Origin of the sequence: Rhizobium sp. YJ-22 (genome assembly GCF_029601685.1) — a bacterium.
Classification (GTDB): Bacteria; Pseudomonadota; Alphaproteobacteria; order Rhizobiales; family Rhizobiaceae; genus Metarhizobium.
On the sequence record NZ_JARRIR010000001.1, the window covers coordinates 619,980 to 641,839 of the forward strand.

The following is a 21,860-nucleotide window of genomic DNA, read 5'->3' on the forward strand; positions in this document are numbered from 1 at the left end:
CGGCATCTTCAAAAAAAATTCCGTTGCAACCGGCGCGCGCCTCGGCAAAAATCGCCGGATTACCTGCGGCACCGGATCGAACCCCATGAGCGACACGAGCAAAAGCGCGGCCTTCTGGCGCTCCTTTCCGATCTTCGAGGAATTCGACACGGAAACGATCGCGGCCATCGCCGACATCGCAACCCATCGCAAATGGCCGGCGGGCACGGTAATCTTCCAGCGCGGCGACGAAGGAAACTATATGCTCGCCATCGCCAGCGGCCGGGTCAAGCTGTCGCTGATCTCTCCGCAAGGCAAGGAACTGGCCATCCGCCACATGGAGCCCGGCACCATTCTCGGCGAGATGGCGATCCTCGACGGCGAGCCGCGTTCGGCCGACGCCACCACCGTGACCGCCACCGAAGGCTATGTGCTGGCCAAGCGCGACCTGCTGCCGATCATCACCACCCGGCCCGGCACCGCGGAAACCGTGATCCGCTTTCTGTGCGCCCGCATCCGCGAGACGACGGAGCGGCTGGAAACCATGGCGCTCTACGATCTCGATTCCCGCGTTGCCCGCTTCTTCCTTGCCACGTTGCGGCAAATCCACGGCCATGAGTTGCCCGACCAGGCCAACCTGCAGCTTTCGCTGAGCCAGACCGAGATCGCCGCCATCGTCGGCTGCAGTCGACCGAAGATGAATCGCGCCCTTGCCTCGCTCGAAGACGCAGGCGCCATCACCCGCCGCGACGGCATCGTCGGCTGCGACATCGGCAGGCTGGTCCGCATCGCCGAACCACTGGACGACTGAAGCATTTCCGAGGGGAAAACCGCCTTACGGTTTGGCCCGCATGCTTGGATCCCCTTTCCCTCAATTCCTAAAAAAGCATGAACGGATGTACCCCCGGGAACTTCGCGGGGCGTTGATGCGTTGTTAACTCGAACCACAAAAGGTCGAGGGAGAAAGACCATGTCTGCCGCACCTGCCCATGACAACTCGCATTGGAAGGCCAGCATCATGCGCGCCGCTGGCGCGGGCGCATTGGTGGCGGCGCTCGGGCTTGCACTGCCGGCGCAAGCCGCATCGCCTTCGCAGGACAATTGCGACCGGCTGGCCGGCAGCCAGTACGACACCTCCCGCAACATGGCCTTCGCGCCGGTGCGGGAAGCCGGCCTGAAGGGCGCCAATAGCCAGGCGATCGCCGCATGCCGCGCAGCGCTCGATGAAACCAATGCACCGCGTTTCGCCTTCCAGCTCGGCCGCGCCCTTGACGGCGCCGGCGACACGGCGGACGCCATGAACGCCTTCGATCAGGCCTCGCAGCGCGGCTATGCCATCGCCAAGGTGCATCTCGGTATGTCGCTGGGCGAACTCGGCGAGGAAGAAGCGGCTTTCGCCCTGTTCCGCCAGGCCGCCGATGCCGGCAATGCGCTCGGCGCCTATAATGTCGGCGTGCTCTATCGCGACGGCGCCGGCACGGCCCAGAACACGGCTGAAGCCGTCCGCTGGTTCACCGCCGCCTGGACCAAGGGTTATGCCGCCGCCGGCTTCAATCTCGGCGTCCTCTACGACGAGGGCCAGCTCGTGCCGCAGGACAATAGCCGCGCCATGGAATGGTACAAGCGCGCCGCCGCCAAGGGCCAGGTCGACGCCATGGTCAATCTGGCGCTGATGTATGAAGGCGGCCAGGGCACGACGAGCGATCTCACCGCCGCCGCCAACTGGTACGGTCGCGCCGCCAAGCTGGGCGACGGCTTTGCCGAAGACCGCCTGAAGCTGGTCAACGAGGCTCTGGCAACGGCTCAGGCCAAGCCCCTGCCCCCGGCCGTCGATCGCAGCATCGTCACCGCCAGCACCGCGCTCTAAAGTCAAAGGCCGCCATGGAGATCATGGCGGCCTTTGACTTTATTCTGCCTTACTTGCGCGGCTCGGGGATGTCGCCCGCCGAGGGACCCCAGACGTCGGTCAGCGCAAATCCTTCCGCCATGGGATCGGCCGGGTCGAGCGCCACCTGATGCAGGCCGAAGGTGAAGCCGCGGCCGGCGATGGTCGGGATGATCGCCGGCTTGCCGGCGACCGTGGTTTCGGCCGAGAGCCCGACCTCGAATTCCGAGCCGATGATCGAGCGCGAAATCAGGGTATCCCCGACCTTCACCTGGCCGCGCGCATGCAGCGTCGCCAGATTGGCGGAACTGCCGGTGCCGCAGGGCGAGCGGTCGACGCGGCCCGGCCACATCGTCGTGCAAGTGCGCATGGAACCATCTTCGTCACGGCCACGGAACATCACGTAGGCGACGCCGGAAATCGCCGGAATCTCGGGATGCACGACCGAGATGGTGCGGTTGACGATCTCCTTGAGGATCATGCCGGCCTTGACCAGCGCGGCAGCATGGCTGGGGGCGATGGTCAGGCCCACCTGATCGGCATCGACCAGCAGGTAGAAAATGCCGCCATAGCAAATATCGCCGGTGATCCTGCCCCATTCGGGCGTGTCGAGTTCGACATCGAGCTGGTGGACGAAGGCGGGAACCATCGTCAGCTTGACCTTTTCGCAGCGCCCGTCGTGGCAGGTCGCAACCGCCTTCACCAGGCCGGCGGCGGTTTCCAGCGTCACCACGGTTTCCGGCTCCTTCATCTCGACGATGCCGGCCTCGAGCAGCGCGGTGGTGGCGCAGATCGAATTCGAGCCGGAGCTGGCATGAGCCTGGTCCGGCTGCAGGATGACGAAGGCGGTATCGGCATCGGGATGCTTGGGCGGCAAGAGCAGGTTGACCGAACCCATCGGCGTGCCGCGCGGCTCCAGCACCAGGAAGCGACGCAACGCATCGCCCTTGGGATCGGTGTTCAGCCAGTGCAGTTGGTCGGCCACGGTATTGCCGGGAATTTTCGGCACGCCGCCGATCGCCACCCGGCCGATCTCACCCTCGGCATGGACATCCAGAAGCTGGATCGTGCGTTTCCATCTCATCCTTCGTTCTCCCGTCAGGGCGGCGCCGGCCGCCGGCATATTCGTCGCCCCGAGCTGATATATCAGATCGCCGTCATTGCCTATCGCTTTTTGCGCCTGAAGACGTGGCGCAAGGTCACGTGGGGCCGCGTGGCTTATGGTCAGCGGCGTCCGTCGCAGGCGTCGGCGCGGCTCTTGTCGCGGATGGCGAAGCAGGCGGAATTGACCGTCCCCGCCCGGCGCGGCAAGGCCTCTTCGGCGGTTTCTCCGACCGAGACCCCCACCGTATCGACCGAGGTCAGCGTATTGCCGACCGAGGCGCCGAGGCGTTCGACCTGCCGGCCGTAATTGCGACGCGTGCGCGGATCGAAGACGGCGATCGGGGTGGAAACGGCGACGCTCGCCGCATTGCCGACCGTCTGCGCCGCCCCCAGCGCCACCGAGCCGACGGCTTCACCCAGCCCGACCTCGCTATCGGTGATCGTCTGGCCGGCCACCAGCCGGCTGCCGATCAGCTTCACGACATCGGGGCTTTCGGCGAACTTGCCATGATTGAGCTTGTCGCCGGATTTCAGCTTGGTCAGATCGATGACGGTGATGCCCGCCCGCTCCAGCGCCGAGCGATAGGGCTCGATCGACGGATCGATCTGGCCGAGCCGGTCGATATTGCCGGAAATACGGCGCGACAGCAGCAGCGCCCGGTCATCCTGCGAAACGAAGATGGTGAAATGCGGCCCCTTGCCCTGGAATGCGGCGATCTGCTGGCCGAAGACATCGACATCGAGATCGGGCGACGCCAGGATCACATTGCCGATCTTGGCCGAGACCCGGCCGTCGCGGATCGCCATCTGCCGGAGCGCCTCGACCGCAAGCCAGGTGCCCATCGAATGGGCCATGACGGTGATTTCGCCGACCGCAGGATCGTCAGCGGCGAGTTGCAGCAGTTCCTCCAGCGCGTCGCGGGAGTAATTGGTGCTTTCCTTGTCGTAGTTATAGTCAAAAATGCTGGCGCGCGACGGCCAGGTGAAGACCACGGGCGCAACATCGGCGCCGCTGTCATGGACGATCTGCGCGAAGCGATAGACCGCTTCCTCATAGCGATTGTTGAAGCCGTGGACGAAGATCATCATCCGGCGATTCCTGGGCAGATGCTGCTTCAGCCAGCTTCTGCCGCCCTGGGCCTTGTCGATCGTATCGACGCTGACGGTGGTGAAATCCTTGAGCGGATCGCCCGGCAGTTTCTGCGGCCATTGCACTTGGCCGATCTCGCGATTGCCCTTGGGCGGGATCGACACCTTGACCGCGTCAAGGCGCAAGCCCGTGCCGCGCTCGCCGGAAAACAGGATGGCCGGATCCTCGGACGGCGCCCGCGTCGTCGCCACCAGCATGTCGACGCTGGAGGTGCCGGGCAGGCTGACGCCGGTCGGCGTCATCACCCCGATCGGCCGGCCGCCGCAGCCTGACAACCCCAGCACGGGGACGAGCAGGGCCACAACGCATTGCTTGCGGAGACGTTGCAGAGCGAGTGACAGCACGGAGTTACTCCACTTAAGCGATAGGCCCATAGTCTTAGCCGTGAGCCGCCGCCTTTTCCAGCGCCTTGCGCCGTCGCGGACGCAGCGAAGCGGAGGGCGTTGCATTCCTGCTGCACAGGTAGGAGCGTGGCGGCGCACCGAGCATGCGCTTGAACATGGTAGTGAAGGCCGGCACGCTTTCATAACCCGCCTCCAGCGCCACATGGGTGATCGGCCGCCCGGCCGCCAGTTTCGGAAGGCTGGAAAAGACGCTGGCCTGCTGGCGCCAGGTGGCGAAGCTGAGGCCCGTTTCCCGACGGAAGAAGCGGGTGAAGCTGCGCCGGCTCATCGCCAGGGCATTCGCCCAATCGTCGATGCGCGCATCCGGGGCGGGATCGGCGAGATAGCGCCGGCAGAGCGCCGACAGCCGCTCGTCGGCCGGAAACGGCAGGCCGAGCGGACGCTCGCACAGGCTTTCCATCTCCGCCAGCAGCAGCGCATGCACCAGCACCGCCTTGCCTTCGCCGGGCGGGATATCGCCGAATTTCACCGCCTCGACCAGCAGGCTGCGGGCGAGATCGGTCACCGCCAGCACCTTTGGCACCGCATGTTGCGCCCGCTCCGGGCGCGGCGAGATGTAGACCGAGCGCATGACGACATCGCTCAGCATCTCTACGGTATGATCGAGCCCCTGCGGGATCAAAAGCGCGTGGCCGGGCGGGATCATCCAGCGGCCCTTCCGGGTGCCGACGAGCACCACGCCCTCATGGACACACAGGATCTGCGTGCGCCGGTGCTGGTGCAGCGGCACGCGGTAGCCGCCCGGCGCCTGACTGCTGTTGACCAGCACGTCTGCATCGGAGCTCTCCATGCGCGCCAGCGCACGAAAATGGTTCTCGTCGAGTGCCGAGAGGAGCTTCGGCGCCAGCTTTTCCATGGTTTGGCCCAATCGCGAAAGAATTGGACCACAACACAAAAGCAGGCCAGAGACAAGCCGGATACAAGCGCAAACGGACACAATCCGCCTTCCCGCAGCAGCCCACGCATTCTCAGGATGACGTGGTCAGCGCTGCATTTTTCCATTCGAACAGGCGGATCGACGGAGGACATGTCATGGCGGCGATTACGGGCAACGAGGCCCGCTTCGAAAAAACCACCTTTTCCATTCTCGTGGCGGTCAGCGTCTGCCACATGCTCAACGACGTCATGCAATCGCTGCTCGCATCGCTCTATCCGATGCTGAAGGAGAATTACCAGCTCGATTTCGTGCAAATCGGCCTGCTGACGATGACCTTCCAGATCACCGCCTCGCTGCTGCAGCCGGTGGTCGGCATCGTCACCGATCGCTGGCCGATGCCGTTTTCGCTGCCGGTCGGCATGGCGAGCACGATGATCGGACTTATTCTGCTGGGCTCCGCCCATAGTTTCCCGATGTTGCTGTTCGCCGCGAGCCTCATCGGCTTCGGGTCGGCGATCTTCCATCCGGAATCCTCGCGCGTGGCGCGGCTTGCCTCGGGCGGGCGCCATGGCCTGGCGCAATCGCTGTTCCAGGTCGGCGGCAATGCCGGCTCCGCCATCGGGCCGCTGCTCGCCGCCTTCGTGGTGCTGCCGCTCGGCCAGCATTCCGTCGCCTGGTTCTCGGCCATCGCCATGCTCGGCATGGTCATCCTGACCTGGGTCGGGCGCTGGTATGCCGCCCATCGCCGCGCCAACGCCTCGAAGAAGGCGCCCAGCCGCACCCTGCCGCTGCCACAGAGCAAGGTGGCGATCGCCTTTGCCATCCTCGTGCTGCTGACGGCGACGAAGAACGTCTACATGTCCAGCCTGTCGAGCTACTTTACCTTCTATGTCATCGACAAGTTCGCGCTGTCGGTGCGTGATGCGCAGTTGATGCTGTTCCTGTTCCTTGGCTCCGCGGCAATCGGCACCTTCCTTGGCGGGCCCATAGGCGACCGCTACGGAGCGCGCTTCGTCATCTGGTTCTCGATCCTCGGCGTCATCCCCTTCGCGCTGATGCTGCCCTATGCCAACCTCACCTGGACCATCGTGCTGGTGGTGCTGATCGGGCTGATCTTCGCCTCCGCCTTCTCGGCCATTGTCGTCTTCGCACAGGAACTGGTGCCCGGCCGCGTCGGCATGATCGCCGGCATCTTCTTCGGTTTCGCCTTCGGTTTCGGCGGCCTGGGCGCAGCGGCACTCGGCGGCTTCGCCGATACGCACGGCATCGACTTCGTCTACCGCTTGTGCTCCTACCTGCCCCTGCTCGGCCTGCTGACCATCTTGCTGCCGCGCATCCCCGGGCATCGCTGAACCGCCAAGACCGGCCAAACGAAAAACCCCGCCTGGCGATCCCGGCGGGGTTTTTTGTTGTCGAAGATCAGCGCGCGGATGCCGTGACGTAAGCAGGCGGGCCATCGCAAATACTTGATTATCAAGAAGGATAAGAAATGGCGCACCCGAAGAGATTCGAACTCCTGACCCCCAGATTCGTAGTCTGGTGCTCTATCCAGCTGAGCTACGGGTGCGCTGTGCAGCGGCGTTGCCGTCTGCGATGGCGGTTCTCTAAAACGTCACCGGGGGGATTGCAACCCCTTATTTCAAAAAAGCTTCATTTTTTTGAGGCGGCGGTCCTTGCCGCTTCGCGGCTCAGGCGCGGGCGCGATAATCCTGCAGCGAAACGGGGCGATCGGGGATTTCGATGCGGAACAGCGTGCCGGGACCCGGCTTCTCGGCGAGCGCAATGGTGCCGCCATGGGCAAGCACCAGTTCGCGGGCGATGACGAGGCCCAGTCCCGTGCCGCCGGAGCGGGCCGAGCCCTTGAAGGCGGAAAACAGGTTTTCGCGCGCCTTGGCCGGCATGCCGGGGCCGGTATCGTCGATATCGATGCTGACGACGCTGCCGAAACGTTGCGCCGAGACGGTGATTCGCCGCAGTTCGGACGATCCGGTCGCGCGCGGCGCCAGCAGCGCCTGATGGGCGTTGCGGCAGAGATTGTGAACGATGCGGAAAAGCTGCTCGCCGTCGGCGTCGACCATCAGGTCGGCCGAGATCGATTCGACGAATTCGATTCCGGCATCCGCCTCGATCGCCAGCAACTCGCGAACCTCCTGCACCAGCGCTGCCAGCGGCACCGGTTTTCGACGCGGCTCGGCTTCGGAAGCCTGGCCATAAGCCAGCACCTCGCTGGTATAGCCGACGGCACGGTCGATGGTGCGCAGCAATTTCGGCGCGAAACGCTTGACCATGGGGTCGTCGACATCCACCAGCCGGTCCGACATCAATTGCGCCGAGGCGAGGATGTTGCGCATGTCGTGGTTGATCTTGGAGACGGCGAGGCCGAGATCGGCAAGGTTCTTCTGCTGTTTCAGCGTCCGCTGCAAATGGGCCTGCATCGCCGCCAGATGCTGGCCCGCCAGGGCCAGTTCGTCGCGGCCGGGCCCGGCGGCCATAATGCGGGCGGGATCCTCGGGCGCCTGCGAAAAATCCTGCATGCTCAACGTCAGCCCACGGATAGGGCGGATCAGCAGGCGGTTGATGGCGAAGAAGATCAAGGTTGCGGTGATCAGCGAGATCAGCACGGAGACGGCGAGCATGTTGCCGGAATAGGTCAGCATGGCGCGGCGCAGGCTGGCATCGCTCATCACCAACTCGATGGTCATGGCGCTGTCGCCGATCGGGCCGTAGACCCGAATGATGCGGTTTCCACCGAAAACCAGCGTGTCAAGCGCATCGCATATCGAGCCCCAGCTCGTGGTTTCCGCAAGATTATACTGGCCGTCGACGGCATCGGGCATGTCGCTGGCGGCGAGCAGCCGCGAGGTGCCATCCTTGCGCAGCACGATGGCGCGCGTGCCGGTGGCCACCAGCGTATCGTCCTGCAGCCCGCGCGGCAGATCGGAGACCTGCAGCCCATCGATGACGATGCCCGCCGCCGCCGCCGTGTTCAGCCGGTCCTGCAGCCAGCGCAGCCGCATGGTCGAGATCGACGGCACGAAGATCAGCACCTCGGCCAGCATGACGAAGACGACAGTGAGCAGCAGCAATTTGCCCGAGAGACCGGCAAAAAGGCCCCGCAGGCCAGGCTTCAGCCGGCCATGACACGCAAGCGGCGCCTCGGCGTTTTCCGGCATCGGCTTCTCCATTTGTCGCATTGCAGAAAACGGGCGATGGCAAGAACCGTCATGAAAACCGACGCCCGGCGAACGAGCCCATCATAAGCCAAGCCGCCGATATTTTCCAATGCTACCTATGGACGGCAAAAGCCCGCCGCGATCCGCGACGGGCTTTCATATCGTTTATCGTCGGGAAAACCCTCAAAATTCTTCCCAGTTCTGCTGGGCGGCGGCGGCCGAACCGCCGCCGAAGGCGCGGGCGACATTGCCGAGCATGCGCCGCGCCGGCGAGGCGACGGCCCGATGATCCCCCGCGCTCGCCACGGCGATGCGGCCATCGCCGCCGGCATCGACCCGGAAGCGGGCGACGAGGCCGACGAGGCTTTCCGCCTCCTGCGACAGCTTGTGGGTGGCGGCCGAGGTTTCCTCGACCATCGCCGCGTTCTGCTGGGTCACCTGGTCCATCTGGTTGACGGCGGTGTTGACCTCGGCAAGGCCGGTCGCCTGTTCGCGCGCCGAGGTCGCGATCGAGTGGATATGGTCGTTGATGCCATTGACCTGGCTCTCGATGCCGGACAGCGCCTCGCCGGTCGCCTGCACCAGCTTGACGCCGGTCTGAACCTCGTCGCCGGACTTGGTGATCAGGCCCTTGATGTCCTTGGCGGCGGTGGCGGAACGCTGCGCGAGTTCGCGCACTTCCTGGGCGACCACGGCAAAGCCCTTGCCGGCCTCTCCCGCGCGCGCTGCCTCGACGCCGGCGTTCAGCGCCAAGAGGTTGGTCTGGAAGGCGATCTCATCGATGACGTTGATGATCTGGCTGATCTCGCGCGAGGCCTGCTCGATGCGGCCCATGGCGTCGATGGCGTTGCGAACCACGGTCGCCGATTGCGCGGCATTGCGCTTGGCTTCGGTCACCATCGCCGTCGCCTCCTGGGCGCGGTCGCTGGAATTGCGCACCACGGCGGTGATCTCGTCGAGCGCGGCGGAGGTTTCCTCCAGGGCGGCCGCCTGCTGCTCGGTGCGCTTCGACAGGTCGTCGCTGGCCGAGCGCACCTCGTTGGTGTTGGCGCTGATCGAGCCGGTGGTCTGGCGCACCTGGCGCATCGTGTCCTGCAGGGTGGAAAGCGTCGTGTTGACGTTGCGCTGAAGGTCGGCGAAGGCACCTTGGAATTCGCCGCGCATGGATTGCGTCAGGTCGCCTTCCGCAAGCGCGCCGACGACGCGGCGCGTCTCGCCGATCCCGGCATCCACCGATATCAGCAATTCGTTGATGTTGCGGGCGAAACGGTTGAGGTTCTCGTCCTGGTAATCCTTGTCGATGCGGCGCGAGAAATCGCCGGCCGCAGCTGCGCCCACCACCTGCGACATGCTGGCCTGGAGGTCGTCGGAACGGGCGCGCATGGCGGTTTCCTGGGCGTTCATGCGCTGCACGGCCAGGCCGTTTTCCTTGAACACTTCCAGCGCCGTCATCATCTCGCCGATTTCGTCAGCCGGCTTCTTCGCGGGCAGGATGACCTCGAAATTGCCGCGCGCCACCTCGCCGATGGCGGCGGTGACGCCGCGGATGGGCGAACTCAGGTGATGCGTGCCGATATAGGTGCCCATGCCGGCACCGGCGCCGATGCCGACGATCGTCATGCCGGCGACCAGCAGGAAGACGGCCTGGCGGAAGCCGTCCAGCGCTGCCTTCTGCTCGTCCAGCGTCGCACGGTCGGCGGCGACGATCTTGTCGATTGCCGCCTGGAAGGCCTTGCGGTTGGCGCGGTTGGCCTCGTTGTTACCCTGCTCGTTGGCCGCCGCCGGGCTGACCACCGTGCCGAGCCGCGCGGTTTCGGCGCGGAAGGTGCGGAAACTCTTGGCGCCGTCGAAGACGTCCTGCATGGCCGCGGCCTGGGCCGGCGTCAGCAGCGCCCGCCAGTCGCCCAGCACCTCATCGATCTTGTCGAGATTGGCCAGGATGCCATCGGCGAACTTCTTGGCCTCGTCGAGCGATTTCGAGGCATAGACCCCGCGGGCCTCCATGACGACGGCGGTGACATAGCGATTGAGCCGCTCGCCCTGGAAGGCACGCTCGGAGGCGAGATTGTACTCGCCCGCACGCCGGTCGTATTCACTGATCGCCACCAATGCGGTGGCGCCGATCAGCAGGGCGGCAAGGCCCATAACAACGACCAGCAGATTGATCTTTCCCCGTATTCTCACTTGCGCATTCTCCTCAGACGAACCGCTGGAACCAGCGCCGAACAGATAATTGTCTTCAAATTGCCATGAATTCGTTAAGTGTCGGTTGCAGCGGCATCCGCGCCGGAAGCGGGCGAAATTCTTGCGTTTCAGCAGTTTTTCTTGAATTCCCGCTGGAATGCCAGCGGCTTGCGGGATGAGCGTCGTCGCTGGCTGCAACCGGAAAGGTTAAAGGCGGCAGCCGGCCCGGTCACTTAACATGCGGAAAACGCCGCTTCGATTGACTTTGGTGCGCGTCCTCCCTATAAGGCGCGCACGTTCGGTCCTGTCGCCCTGCCTCAGGCGGGTCAAGATCGTGCGTCTTTTTCCAAACGCTCCTTGCGCAATGCAAATCCAAGAAGGGCCGCACACCGCGGTATTAAATAAATGTCGAAGCGTACCTACCAACCCTCGAAGCTCGTTCGCAAGCGCCGTCACGGTTTCCGTGCGCGCATGGCCACCAAAGGCGGCCGCCTGGTTCTGTCGGCTCGCCGTCAGCGCGGCCGCAAGCGTCTGTCGGCGTAAAGCCGGGCGCTGCCCGATGCGAGTTGCGGGCACATGACGCATGATGCACAAGACAAGACTGCCGGGCGGCTGAAAAGCCGGCCGCAGTTTCTTGCCGTTCGAAACGGCGAGAAAAGGAAGGGGAAATTCTTTCTCCTCGAAGTCCTCGACCGCGCGCGAGCGGAGCCCGAGGCAAAAGAAGACGCCCCGCGCGTCGGCTTCACCGTCACCAAGAAACAGGGTAACGCGGTCGAGCGCAACCGGATGCGACGCCGTCTGAAAGAAGCCGTGCGGCTTTCCGCCCGGTTTGCAATGCAGCCCGGACATGACTATGTGGTCGTTGCCCGGCGGGATGTGCTGACTGCGTCCTTTGCATCGCTTTCGGCCGAGCTCAACGGGCGTATCGCAAACAGGCAGAGGCATTTTCCCAAAAAGCCCCAGCCCTCGCGCGCGCAATTGCCGGAAACAGACAATAGCACCCGGCCGTCCGACGCCGGACGACCCAGGAAGGTATGATGGAAAAAAATCGTAATTATTTCGTGGCGATTGCCCTTTCCGTGCTCATCGTTCTGGCCTGGCAGTTCCTGTACATGAACCCGCGCCTGGAAAAGCAGCGCCTTGCCGACGAAGCGCTGAAGGCGCAGCAGGCAACCGAGCAGGCCGCAAATCCGGCGGCCAACGGCACGACGACGCCGGCCACGACCGCGCAGGGCGCCCTGCCGGGCCAGACCCAGGCGCAGGCGACCGCCTCGCGCGAGGAAGCGCTCGCCAAGACGCCGCGCCTTGCCATCGACACCAAGTCGGTCAGCGGCTCGGTCAACCTGACCGGCGCCCGTTTCGACGACTTGAAGCTCAAGGCCTATCGCGAGACCGTCGACCCGAACAGCCCGATCATCACGCTGCTCAATCCGGCCGACACGCATGACGGTTATTTCGCCGAAATCGGCTATATCCCGGACGCCAATGCCGGCACGCTGCCAGGCCCGACCACGGTCTGGACCGCGCCGGAAGGCGCCAAACTCACCGAAACCACGCCGGTGACGCTGACCTATACCAACGAGAAGGGCATCACCTTCGCCCGCACCATCGCCGTCGATGACCGTTACATGTTCACCGTCACCGACAAGGTGACGAATGGCGGCGCCGATGCCGTGGCGCTCTCCAGCTACGGCCGCATCACGCGTTACAACAAGCCGACAACGCCCTCCGTCTACGTGCTGCACGAAGGCTTCATCGGCGTGTTCGGCGACCAGGGCCTCAACGAGACCAAGTATTCCAAGGTCGAGGAAACCCCCGTGACCCTCGACAAGGCGACCGGCGGCTGGCTCGGCATCACCGACAAGTACTGGGCCGCCGCGATCATTCCGCCGCAGACCACGGCCTATGACGCCCGCTTCTCGCACTTCACCGACGGCCAGCCGCGCTACCAGGCCGATTTCAAGGACGACGCCGTGTCGCTGGCAGCCGGCCAGTCGGTCGAGGTCAAGAACCTGATCTTCGCCGGCGCCAAGGAAGTGCCGGTCATCGACCGCTACGAGGCGGAATATTCCATCCCCCGCTTCGACCGCATGATCGACTGGGGCTGGTTCTATTTCATCACCAAGCCGATGTTCAAGATGATGGATTTCTTCTATCGCTACTTCGGCAATTTCGGCGTCGCCATCCTGATCACCACCATCGTCGTCAAGGCGCTGTTCTTCCCGCTCGCCAGCAAGCAATACGCGTCCATGGCGAACATGAAGAAGGTTCAGCCGAAGATGGAGGAACTGAAGGCCAAGTTCGGCGACGACCGCATGGGCCTGCAGAAGGCGATGATGGAGCTGTACAAGCAGGAAAAGATCAATCCGGTCGCCGGCTGCTGGCCGATCCTGTTGCAGATTCCGGTGTTCTTCGCGCTCTACAAGGTGATCTACATCACCATCGAAATGCGCCATGCGCCGTTCTTCGGCTGGATCCACGACCTCTCGGCCCCCGATCCGACCACTCTGTTCAACCTGTTCGGCCTGCTGCCCTACGACGTGCCGCACTTCCTGCATCTCGGCGTCTGGCCGCTGATCATGGGCGTCACCATGTTCCTGCAGATGCGCATGAACCCGACGCCGCCCGATCCGACGCAGGCGATGCTGTTCACCTGGATGCCGGTCATCTTCACCTTCATGCTGGCAAGCTTCCCGGCCGGCCTCGTCATCTACTGGGCCTGGAACAACACGCTGTCGATCACCCAGCAGTCGATCATCATGAAGCGCCATGGCGTCAAGATCGAGCTGTTCGACAATCTGAAGGGCGTGTTCCGGCGAAAACCGGCGCCATCGAAATAGCCGGCGAGCCCGCCGCCCTATCAAGAGGCCCGCAGCCCCAGGCTGCGGGCCTCCTTGCATTTCCGATCACCTTGGTTCGCCGCTTTCGCGACACGGCCTTGTCGCCGCCGCGCGCGCCGGATAAGTCAGGCGAGCCTATCATCGACGGCAATGCGGGGGGACGACATGGGAGAGCAGGCTGTATCGGCCGTGGGTCAAGGCGGCGGCGTGCAGAACGAGCGCCTCGGCGCGCTGCTGGTCTTCGGCTCCGCCTTCTTCTGGAGCTTTGGCGGCACCATCGCCCGTTTCCTCTCGGTGCAGGACAGTTGGACCGTCGTCTTCTGGCGCTGCCTGTTCGGCGGGCTGTTTTTGCTCGCCTTCATGCTGGTGCGCGACGGGCCGCGCGGCACGGTGCGGCTGTTTCGCGATATGGGCTGGCCGGGGATTACCGTCGGCCTGTGCTTCACCATCGCCGCCAGCGCCTTCATCGTCGCGATTTCCTATACGACCATCGCCAATGTCATGCTGCTGGGGGCCGGCGTGCCGCTGTTTGCAGCGCTGATCACCTGGCTCGTCTTCCGCGAGCCGGTGTCGGTGCTGACCTGGACCGCCATCGCGCTGGTGATCTGCGGCGTCGGCATCATGGTGTCCGGCTCGTTCAGCGGCAAGGTCTCGCCGGTCGGCGATGCGCTCGGCGTGCTGATCGCCTTTGCCTTTGCGCTCGCCACCGTCGTCACCCGGCGCTATCCGCATGTGCGCATGACGCCGGCCACCTGTTTCGGCTGCTTCGTTGCCAGTGCCTTTGCCGCGACGCAGGCCGGCTCGCTCACCGTTTCGGCCGGCGACATGGGGCTGCTCGTCGTGTTTGGGGCCTTCAATCTCGGCCTCGGCATGGCCTGCTTCGTCACCGGCGCACGTCTCATCCCCTCGGCGCTCGCCACCCTGCTCAGCATGGCCGAAACCATGCTGGCGCCGGTCTGGGTCGGGCTGGTGCATGGCGAGGTGCCTGCGACGCGCACGATCTTCGGCGGCGTCATCATCCTCACCGCGCTCATCGGCTATCTCACGGCCGAATTCCTGCGCCAGAGGCGGCTGAACACCACCGGCCGCGCCATGCCGCCCATCGCATGAACAGCATGCTTGCTTGACTTTGCGGCCCAAAAACGGGAAGCCATGCGCTTGAAACCCTGACAGGACGAGACGATGGCCGAAAAGACCCCGATGAGCGACAAGCCGATCTTCCAACGGCCGTGGATCTTCATTCGCGGCGTGCCGTCGATGAAATTCCTGCCGCCCGAGGGTCCGCTGGAAGTCGCCTTCGCCGGCCGCTCCAATGTCGGCAAGTCGTCGCTGATCAACGGGCTGGTCAGCCAGAAGGGTCTGGCGCGCACCTCGAACACGCCCGGTCGCACGCAGGAACTCAATTATTTCGTGCCGGACGGCTATTCCGGCGAGGGCGACGACCTGCCGCCGATGGCACTGGTCGACATGCCCGGCTACGGCTATGCGCAGGCGCCCAAGGCGCAGGTGGATGCCTGGACCAAGCTCGTCTTCGACTATCTGCGCGGCCGCTCGACGCTGAAACGCGTCTATGTGCTGATCGATTCCCGCCACGGTATCAAGAAGAACGACGAGGACGTGCTGACCCTGCTCGACAAGGCCGCCGTCTCCTACCACATCATCCTGACCAAGACGGACAAGATCGGCCAGGCCGCCGTGCCGCAATTGATCGAAGCGACGCTGGAGAAAATCCGCAAGCGCCCCGCCGCCTATCCCTCGGTGCTGGCGACCTCATCGGAAAAGAACATCGGCATGGACGAATTGCGCCAGACGATCGCCGAGACCGTCGGCCTCCCCGGCTGAACGGTCAGGGTTTCAGCGCATCCACCGCCACCATGGCCAGCATGCCGATCCAGGCGATGGCCGTCAGCATCCGCCAGAAGGCGAGCGATTGCCACAGGCCACGGCGCGGCGGGCGCTGCTTGACCGGCATCCCCGCCGCCTTCAACGGCGCCGGCGGCGCGCGGGTGACGAAACGTACCGGCGGGCGGGAGACGGTCACGCCGTCATCGACCGTCAGCAGGTTGTCCTGCCAGCGACGGACGATGGTGGCGAAGGCGAGATCGCGCGTCAGCCGCTCCTCCACCAGCCGACGGTCATTGCTCGAGAGGACGCCGAGGACATACTCGCCGGCGAGCACTTCGTCGCGGGAACGGTTTCCCTTGCTCCTGTCGGGCGATGTCATCGGTTCCGGAGGTCTCCTGGCGCGGGCGGGCGGCGACGCAGCCGCATTCTGGCAGAATCCAACTCTTGGCCTCCCCTGTCAATGCAAAGCTCCGTGCAAGACGTGGGATCGGACCGCAAAGATTCGCCACAATTATTCCCTCTGTCGCAATCTTGCGATACAAGGCCGCGATCAATCGACGGGGTAATTCATGACCGGTTCCGACAGCGAAAAGCAGGCGCAGCTTCTCACCCAGGCGCTGCCCTTCATGCAGCGCTACGAAAACAAGACCATCGTGGTGAAATACGGCGGCCACGCCATGGGCGATTCCGAACTCGGCAGGGCGTTTGCCGCCGATATCGCGCTGCTGAAACAGTCGGGCGTCAACCCGATCGTCGTTCACGGCGGCGGCCCGCAGATCGGCGCCATGCTGACCAAGATGGGCATCGAATCGAAATTCGAAGGCGGGTTGCGCGTTACCGACCAGAAGACGGTGGAAATCGTCGAAATGGTGCTGGCCGGCTCGATCAACAAGGAAATCGTCGCGCTGATCAACCAGACCGGCGAATGGGCCATCGGCCTGTGCGGCAAGGACGGCAACATGGTCTTCGCCCAGAAGGCGCACAAGACCATGATCGACCCCGAGTCCAACATCGAGAAGGTGCTGGATCTCGGCTTCGTCGGCGAAGTCGTCGAGGTCGACCGCACCCTGCTCGACCTGCTTGCCAAGTCGGAGATGATCCCGGTCATCGCCCCGGTCGCGCCCGGTCGCGACGGCGCCACCTACAACATCAATGCCGACACGTTTGCCGGCGCCATCGCCGGGGCGCTGAACGCCACCCGCCTCCTGTTCCTTACCGACGTTCCCGGCGTTCTCGACAGGAACAAGGAACTGATCAAGGAACTCTCGGTCGCCGAGGCCAAGTCGCTGATCCGCGACGGCACGATTTCCGGCGGGATGATCCCCAAGGTCGAGACCTGTATCGAGGCGATCGAGGCCGGCGTGCAGGGCGTCGTCATCCTCAACGGCAAGACCGCCCATTCGGTCCTGCTCGAATTGTTCACCGAACACGGCGCCGGCACGCTGATCGTGCCCTGATACTGGGCCTCAGGCCGAGGCGTAGGCGCTTCCGGCCTGACCCTTCAGCCAGTCGATCATCGCCCGATAGGGGAATGGCCCGTAGCTGATGCGGCCAACGCCAGCCTTGGCGAAGGTGGCAACATCCGGCGCGCCCGGCTTCAGCAGGATGTTGACCGGCAGGCTCGACGCCGCCGTCACCTTCGCGACCAGCGCGGGATCGAGCAACAGCGGCACGAAGAAGCCGCTGGCGCCCGCCGCCGCATAGGCCGCGCCACGCGCAATCGCCTCGTCGACCAGGCCGGCATGTTTGGCCGCATCCGGCTCCTTGAGGAACAGATCGGTGCGGGCATTGATGAACAGGTCGACACCGCGCGAGGCCGCCATCGCCCGGATGGCGCGGATGCTGGCGGCCTGCGCCTCGACATCATGCAGGCCGGAGCCACCGATCACCTGATCCTCGAAATTGATGCCCACCGCGCCGGCTTCGATCAGCCGGGCGACATTGGCCGCGGCCTGTTCCGGCTCCGCCGAGTAGGCGCCTTCGAAATCGACAGAAACCGGCAGGTCGGTGGCGGCGGCAATCTGCCTCACCGTGGTCACCAGTTGCTCCAGCGGGATCGCCTCGCCGTCCGGATAGCCTTGGGCGGCGGCGACCGACCAGCTTCCCGTGGCCAGAGCCTTCGCGCCACTTTCGGCAACGGCCTTGGCCGAGCCCGCATCCCAGATATTGTAGAGCACCACCGGATCGCCCTTGCGATGCAGCGCCGCGAATGCCTTCGCCTTGTCTTTCGAGGTATCCGTCATGGTCACTTTCCTTCTATCGCGAACAATCCGACCGGCCGCATCTGCCCCTCATGCCGCAGCAGCCATTTCTTGCGCCACAGCCCGCCGCCATAACCCGTCAACGATCCGTCCGAACCGATGCAACGATGGCAGGGAATGATAATGGGAATGCGATTGACATGGTTCGCCTCGCCGACGGCGCGCGACAATTGCAGGTCGCCGAGCGCCCGGGCGATATCGCCGTATGAGCAGGTCTCCGCCAGCGGCACCGTCAGCAGATGCTCCCAGACGCGGCGTTCGAAAGCCGAGCCGTCATAGGCGAGCGGCACATGAAACGCACCGGAGCGGCCGGAAAAATAATCCCTGAGTTCGGAAAGAGCCTGCTGCAGCGCCGGGCTCATCCCCTCCCCTATGGGCAAACCAAGCTTGCGGCCCAGCCGTTCGACCGGCGCCGGCTCAGGCTCGCCGTCGCAAAATTCGACGGAGAGCAGATGGGTTTCGCTCGCCGCGACCAGCAGCGGCCCTATCGGCGTTTCCAGCCAGTCGGCAAACAGCATGGGCCTATCCTCCAGCCCATCCATAGACCGGTTCGGGGCTTGGCCTCAATGGAAAAGCAGGCCGATGATGCCGGCGACGATCAGCAGGCAGCCAGCCATTTCCAGCGGCGTCACCCGCTCCTTGAACAAGAAGTAGGAGGACAGGAAGGTGAAGATCAGCTCGATCTGGCCGAGCGCGCGCACATAGGCGACCGGCTGCAGCGTCATCGCCGTGAACCAGCAGGCCGAGCCGAGCACACCGGCAAGCCCGACCAGCGACGAGGACCGCCAGGAACGAACGACCTGCACGATCTCGCTGCGGTCGGTAATCAGCATCCAGATCAGCATGAAGGCGGTCTGGAAGGCGGTGACGAAGGCGAGCGTCGCCGCCGCCGCCATCACCGGGTTCGGATAATGCAGCGACAGCGAGGCCGAGCGATAGGCGACGGCGGAAATGCCGAAGACGGCGCCCGAGGCAATGCCGATCATCGCCGTGCGCCCGGTCAGCGCCGCCAGGATGTTGCTCATCGACTTGGCGCCGCGCGCGATCGAGATCAGCATGACGCCGAGAACGCCGACGACGATCGAGATCACCGCGCCGAAGGTCAGTCTTTCGCCGAGCAGCAGGAAACCGAAGATCGCCGCCTGCACCGGCTCGGTCTTGGAATAGGCGGTGCCGACGGCGAAATTGCGCAGCGAAAACAGATGCACCAGCAGCATGGTCGCGAAAATCTGCGCGAGGCCGCCGATCACCGCCCAGAGCACGAAGGTTAGGTTCAGCGCTGGAAATTCGTAGCCGCCGATCAGATGCAGGCCGACGACATAGGCAAGCGCCACGGGAAAGCCATAGCCGAAACGCACGAAGGACGCGCCGCGTGTGCCCAGCGATCCCTGCAGGTGTTTTTGCAGGGCCGAGCGCAGGTTCTGCAGAAAGGCGGCGGTGATGGTGATGGCGATCCAGGCTTCCATGGAAGCGGCGGTAGCATGGCGTTTTGCGCCCGCCAAGGCAGCCAAGGCCGATTCCAGTTCGGTTTCGCCCCTCATTGACCATTTCCCTGCCGGGCAAGCCGTGGCATAAGGGCGCCATGACCAAGACCACCGCCGCTCCGACGCCCGCCGATTTCGCCCATGTCCGCGACTGGGTGTTCGATCTCGACAATACGCTCTATCCGCATCACATCGATCTCTTCGCCCAGATCGACCGCAACATGACGGCCTATGTCTCCGCCCTGCTGCAACTGGAGCCGGTCGAGGCCAAGAAGCTGCAGAAACAATATTACCTGGAGCACGGCACGACGCTGCAGGGGCTGATGATCCACCACAAGGTCGATCCCAACGATTTCCTCGAAAAGGCGCATGCGATCGATTATTCGCCGCTCTTGCCGCATCCGGAACTGGGCGACGCGATCAAGGCCCTGCCGGGGCGAAAATTCATCTTCACCAATGGCAGCGTCAGCCACGCCGAGACGGCGGCGCGCGCGCTCGGCATCCTCGACAATTTCGACGACATTTTCGACATCGTCGCCGCCGATTTCGTGCCGAAGCCGGCCAGCGCCACCTATGACAAGTTCATGGGACTGCACCGGGTCGACACTGCCCATGCGGCGATGTTCGAAGACCTGCCGCGCAACCTGACCGTGCCGAAGACGCTCGGAATGAGGACGGTTCTGCTGGTGCCGCAAAACCTCGAACACGCCTTCGAGCGCTGGGAAATCGCCGGCGAGGACGACAATCATATCGACTACGTCACCAGCGACCTGACCGGCTTTCTCAAGCAACTCGTTTAATTCGCAAACGCGAAGATTACCAAAAATTCATGCAGACTTACCAATGTTTAAGTGGGCCTGCGTAGCCGCCGGCCCTATCTTGTCCCTATCGCTTTGAAACGAAAGGACAGACGATGAACGGCAAGAAGATCATGCTCACCGGGCTTTCCGCAGCGCTGGTTCTCGGCGTCGCCGCCGAGGCGTTCGCAGCCCCCCGCCATCACGGGCCCCGCATGGCACCGGAAGTCCTATTCGTGCGGATGCTGAAGCAGGACGACGCCAACAAGGACGGCCGCATCACCCCGGAAGAAGCCAAGACCGGCGCGGAAAAACTGTTCGCCGCGATCGATACCAACAATGACGGCAATATCACCCCCGGCGAAATGCGCGCCTATCACAAGGCCAAGCGCGAGGAGCGCAAGGCCGAATGGGAAAAGATGAAGGCCGAGCGCGAGACTGCCCAGAACGATGACGACAAGGACGGCAAGAAGCCTGGCCGCCACCATGGCGACCGCGACGGCATGGGCCGCCACGGCATGAAATGGGGCAGCGGCGAAGGCATGATCTTCCGCATCGCCGACAAGGACGAGAACGGCCAGATCAGCAAGGATGAATATATGGCTGCCGCCGACAAGCTGTTCAAGCGCATGGACCGCAACAAGGATGGCGTGATTTCCATCGACGATATGCCGAACCGCTGATTTCAAGCGTTTCGCCGATGAAAGCCCGCCCCTCCGCCCCGGGGGCGGGCTTTTTTGTCCCGCCACAAAGTCCTGCGACGTCATGCTCGGGCTCGTCCCGAGCATCTAAGTACGTCAGATATATCCTTTATCATCAATAGCTTGGCAAGCACCGGCAGATGCTCGGGACGAGCCCGAGCATGACGAAGGAGATTGCGGTGGCGGTCCCGGCTATGCCGTCAGCTCATAAAAATCGCTGATGATCTTCCAGGCCTCGTCGGCGGTCTCGACGAATTTCAGCAGGTTCACATCGTCGGGCGCGATGGTGCCGAAATCGGCGAGCGCTTCGAAATTGATGATCCGGTGCCAGAATTCCGCCCCGAACAGGATGAGCGGGATCGGCGCCATGCGCCCCGTCTGGATCAGCGTCAGCGCCTCGAACATCTCGTCCAGCGTGCCGAAGCCGCCGGGGAAGACGGTGATCGCCTTGGCGCGCAGCATGAAATGCATCTTGCGGATGGCGAAGTAGTGGAAGTTGAAGCTGAATTCCGGCGTCACATAGGGGTTTGGCGCCTGCTCGTGCGGCAGGACAATGTTGAGGCCGATCGAGGGCGCGCCGGCGTCCGCCGCGCCGCGATTGCCCGCTTCCATGACGCCCGGTCCGCCGCCGGTGACGACAAGGTATTCCTGGTAGGCGGTCTTGGCCGCCTGCTCGGAGCAGAGGCGGGCGAATTTGCGGGCTTCCGCGTAATAGACCGAGGCCGCTTCCAGATGGGCGCGCTGCGTGTCGTTGCGCGCCGCCCAGGCGCTGGCGCCGGGGGCGGGAATGCGCGCGCCGCCGAACATCACCACCGTCGATTTGATGCCGCTTTCGGTCAGCGCCATTTCCGTCTTCAGCAGTTCCAGTTGCAGGCGGATCGGCCGCAATTCCTCGCGGCAGAGAAAATCGTCGTCTGCATAGGCCAGGCGATAGGCGGGCGAAGCCGATTGCGGCGTCTTCGGCACGCCTTCGGCGCGTTTCTTGTCGGTGGAACTGTCCTTGAGCGGATCCCAGACACCGTCCTTTCGCCGCAACCGACCGTTCTTCAGTTTCGCCATCTTACCCATGCCTTTCCTTCCGCCGGCGCCTCCAGGAGAGCGGCATCCGTCGGAAAAACGATTTCTTTTTGCGGGATCATCCTGTAGAGCAAAGGGCCGAAACAAGCCATTTCGACC

At 64.0% G+C, this 21,860-nt stretch carries 21 protein-coding genes and 1 tRNA gene; 11 read left to right on the plus strand and 11 right to left on the minus strand.

Annotation, left to right across the window (positions count from 1 at the left end; translation table 11 throughout):
* The first annotated feature begins 85 nt into the window (after positions 1 to 85).
* On the plus strand, positions 86 to 790 hold the full coding sequence (locus P7F60_RS02940) for a Crp/Fnr family transcriptional regulator (RefSeq protein ID WP_277916197.1): 705 nt from the start codon (positions 86 to 88) through the stop codon (positions 788 to 790).
* Between the two features lie 159 nt (positions 791 to 949).
* Positions 950 to 1,846: a tetratricopeptide repeat protein gene (locus P7F60_RS02945; protein ID WP_277916198.1), complete on the plus strand. Its 897-nt coding sequence runs from the start codon at positions 950 to 952 to the stop codon at positions 1,844 to 1,846.
* 49 nt (positions 1,847 to 1,895) lie between these two features.
* Here the strand turns inward: P7F60_RS02945 and P7F60_RS02950 are convergent, their stop codons facing one another.
* The 3 genes from P7F60_RS02950 to P7F60_RS02960 form a co-directional block, all read right to left on the minus strand.
* Positions 1,896 to 2,948, minus strand: coding sequence for a 4-hydroxyproline epimerase (locus tag P7F60_RS02950; RefSeq protein ID WP_277916199.1), 1,053 nt, complete (start codon positions 2,946 to 2,948; stop codon positions 1,896 to 1,898).
* Between the two features lie 140 nt (positions 2,949 to 3,088).
* The gene (locus tag P7F60_RS02955; protein WP_277916501.1) at positions 3,089 to 4,459 is read right to left on the minus strand and encodes an alpha/beta hydrolase; all 1,371 of its coding nucleotides are present in this window, start codon (positions 4,457 to 4,459) and stop codon (positions 3,089 to 3,091) included.
* Positions 4,460 to 4,496: 37 nt separating this feature from the next.
* Complete coding sequence (locus P7F60_RS02960; protein WP_277916200.1) at positions 4,497 to 5,378, minus strand: helix-turn-helix transcriptional regulator; 882 nt, start codon at positions 5,376 to 5,378, stop codon at positions 4,497 to 4,499.
* 176 nt (positions 5,379 to 5,554) lie between these two features.
* Here P7F60_RS02960 and P7F60_RS02965 point away from each other — a divergent pair, with 176 nt between their 5' ends.
* Positions 5,555 to 6,751 carry an MFS transporter gene (locus tag P7F60_RS02965; RefSeq protein WP_277916201.1) on the plus strand — a complete coding sequence of 399 codons (1,197 nt, stop codon included), beginning with the start codon at positions 5,555 to 5,557 and terminating at the stop codon, positions 6,749 to 6,751.
* Positions 6,752 to 6,889: 138 nt separating this feature from the next.
* On the opposite strand, the gene P7F60_RS02970 is transcribed toward P7F60_RS02965, so the two are convergent.
* From P7F60_RS02970 to P7F60_RS02980, 3 genes are all read right to left on the minus strand, one after another.
* Positions 6,890 to 6,966, minus strand: a tRNA-Arg gene (locus P7F60_RS02970).
* Between the two features lie 121 nt (positions 6,967 to 7,087).
* Positions 7,088 to 8,572 (minus strand): HAMP domain-containing sensor histidine kinase, encoded by a 1,485-nt coding sequence (locus P7F60_RS02975; RefSeq protein ID WP_277916202.1) that lies wholly within the window; start codon positions 8,570 to 8,572, stop codon positions 7,088 to 7,090.
* A gap of 183 nt (positions 8,573 to 8,755) precedes the next feature.
* Positions 8,756 to 10,756, minus strand: coding sequence for a methyl-accepting chemotaxis protein (locus tag P7F60_RS02980; protein WP_277916203.1), 2,001 nt, complete (start codon positions 10,754 to 10,756; stop codon positions 8,756 to 8,758).
* Positions 10,757 to 11,161: 405 nt separating this feature from the next.
* Here P7F60_RS02980 and rpmH point away from each other — a divergent pair, with 405 nt between their 5' ends.
* The 5 genes from rpmH (at position 11,162) to yihA (ending at position 15,438) form a co-directional block, all read left to right on the plus strand.
* Positions 11,162 to 11,299 carry a 50S ribosomal protein L34 gene (gene rpmH, locus P7F60_RS02985; RefSeq protein ID WP_277916204.1) on the plus strand — a complete coding sequence of 46 codons (138 nt, stop codon included), beginning with the start codon at positions 11,162 to 11,164 and terminating at the stop codon, positions 11,297 to 11,299.
* A gap of 33 nt (positions 11,300 to 11,332) precedes the next feature.
* Positions 11,333 to 11,794 (plus strand): ribonuclease P protein component, encoded by a 462-nt coding sequence (rnpA, locus tag P7F60_RS02990; RefSeq protein ID WP_277916205.1) that lies wholly within the window; start codon positions 11,333 to 11,335, stop codon positions 11,792 to 11,794.
* Positions 11,794 to 13,596 (plus strand): membrane protein insertase YidC, encoded by a 1,803-nt coding sequence (yidC, locus tag P7F60_RS02995; RefSeq protein ID WP_277916206.1) that lies wholly within the window; start codon positions 11,794 to 11,796, stop codon positions 13,594 to 13,596. The genes rnpA and yidC overlap by 1 nt, the downstream gene beginning before the upstream one ends.
* 165 nt (positions 13,597 to 13,761) lie before the next feature.
* Positions 13,762 to 14,706, plus strand: coding sequence for a DMT family transporter (locus P7F60_RS03000; RefSeq protein ID WP_277916207.1), 945 nt, complete (start codon positions 13,762 to 13,764; stop codon positions 14,704 to 14,706).
* Positions 14,707 to 14,778: 72 nt separating this feature from the next.
* Positions 14,779 to 15,438: a ribosome biogenesis GTP-binding protein YihA/YsxC gene (gene yihA, locus P7F60_RS03005; protein ID WP_277916208.1), complete on the plus strand. Its 660-nt coding sequence runs from the start codon at positions 14,779 to 14,781 to the stop codon at positions 15,436 to 15,438.
* Between the two features lie 4 nt (positions 15,439 to 15,442).
* Here yihA and P7F60_RS03010 read toward each other — a convergent pair whose 3' ends face one another.
* Positions 15,443 to 15,820 (minus strand): hypothetical protein, encoded by a 378-nt coding sequence (locus P7F60_RS03010; protein ID WP_277916209.1) that lies wholly within the window; start codon positions 15,818 to 15,820, stop codon positions 15,443 to 15,445.
* A gap of 190 nt (positions 15,821 to 16,010) precedes the next feature.
* Between P7F60_RS03010 and argB the strand changes: the two genes are divergently transcribed.
* The gene (gene argB / locus P7F60_RS03015; protein WP_277916210.1) at positions 16,011 to 16,898 is read left to right on the plus strand and encodes an acetylglutamate kinase; all 888 of its coding nucleotides are present in this window, start codon (positions 16,011 to 16,013) and stop codon (positions 16,896 to 16,898) included.
* A gap of 9 nt (positions 16,899 to 16,907) precedes the next feature.
* Here argB and P7F60_RS03020 read toward each other — a convergent pair whose 3' ends face one another.
* Genes P7F60_RS03020 through P7F60_RS03030 form a run of 3 tightly spaced genes read right to left on the minus strand, consistent with a single transcriptional unit; the run spans position 16,908 to position 19,168 of the window.
* A complete protein-coding gene (locus tag P7F60_RS03020) occupies positions 16,908 to 17,684 on the minus strand; it encodes an isocitrate lyase/phosphoenolpyruvate mutase family protein (RefSeq protein ID WP_277916211.1) in 777 nt (258 codons plus the stop codon).
* Positions 17,685 to 17,686: 2 nt separating this feature from the next.
* Complete coding sequence (locus P7F60_RS03025; protein ID WP_277916212.1) at positions 17,687 to 18,220, minus strand: methylated-DNA--[protein]-cysteine S-methyltransferase; 534 nt, start codon at positions 18,218 to 18,220, stop codon at positions 17,687 to 17,689.
* 45 nt (positions 18,221 to 18,265) lie between these two features.
* Positions 18,266 to 19,168, minus strand: coding sequence for a DMT family transporter (locus tag P7F60_RS03030; protein ID WP_277916502.1), 903 nt, complete (start codon positions 19,166 to 19,168; stop codon positions 18,266 to 18,268).
* A 116-nt stretch (positions 19,169 to 19,284) separates the two neighbouring features.
* Here P7F60_RS03030 and P7F60_RS03035 point away from each other — a divergent pair, with 116 nt between their 5' ends.
* On the plus strand, positions 19,285 to 19,986 hold the full coding sequence (locus P7F60_RS03035) for a pyrimidine 5'-nucleotidase (protein WP_277916213.1): 702 nt from the start codon (positions 19,285 to 19,287) through the stop codon (positions 19,984 to 19,986).
* Between the two features lie 113 nt (positions 19,987 to 20,099).
* The gene (locus P7F60_RS03040; protein ID WP_277916214.1) at positions 20,100 to 20,666 is read left to right on the plus strand and encodes a hypothetical protein; all 567 of its coding nucleotides are present in this window, start codon (positions 20,100 to 20,102) and stop codon (positions 20,664 to 20,666) included.
* A 210-nt stretch (positions 20,667 to 20,876) separates the two neighbouring features.
* On the opposite strand, the gene P7F60_RS03045 is transcribed toward P7F60_RS03040, so the two are convergent.
* Positions 20,877 to 21,743 (minus strand): LOG family protein, encoded by an 867-nt coding sequence (locus P7F60_RS03045; RefSeq protein WP_277916215.1) that lies wholly within the window; start codon positions 21,741 to 21,743, stop codon positions 20,877 to 20,879.
* Between the last annotated feature and the right edge of the window lie 117 nt (positions 21,744 to 21,860).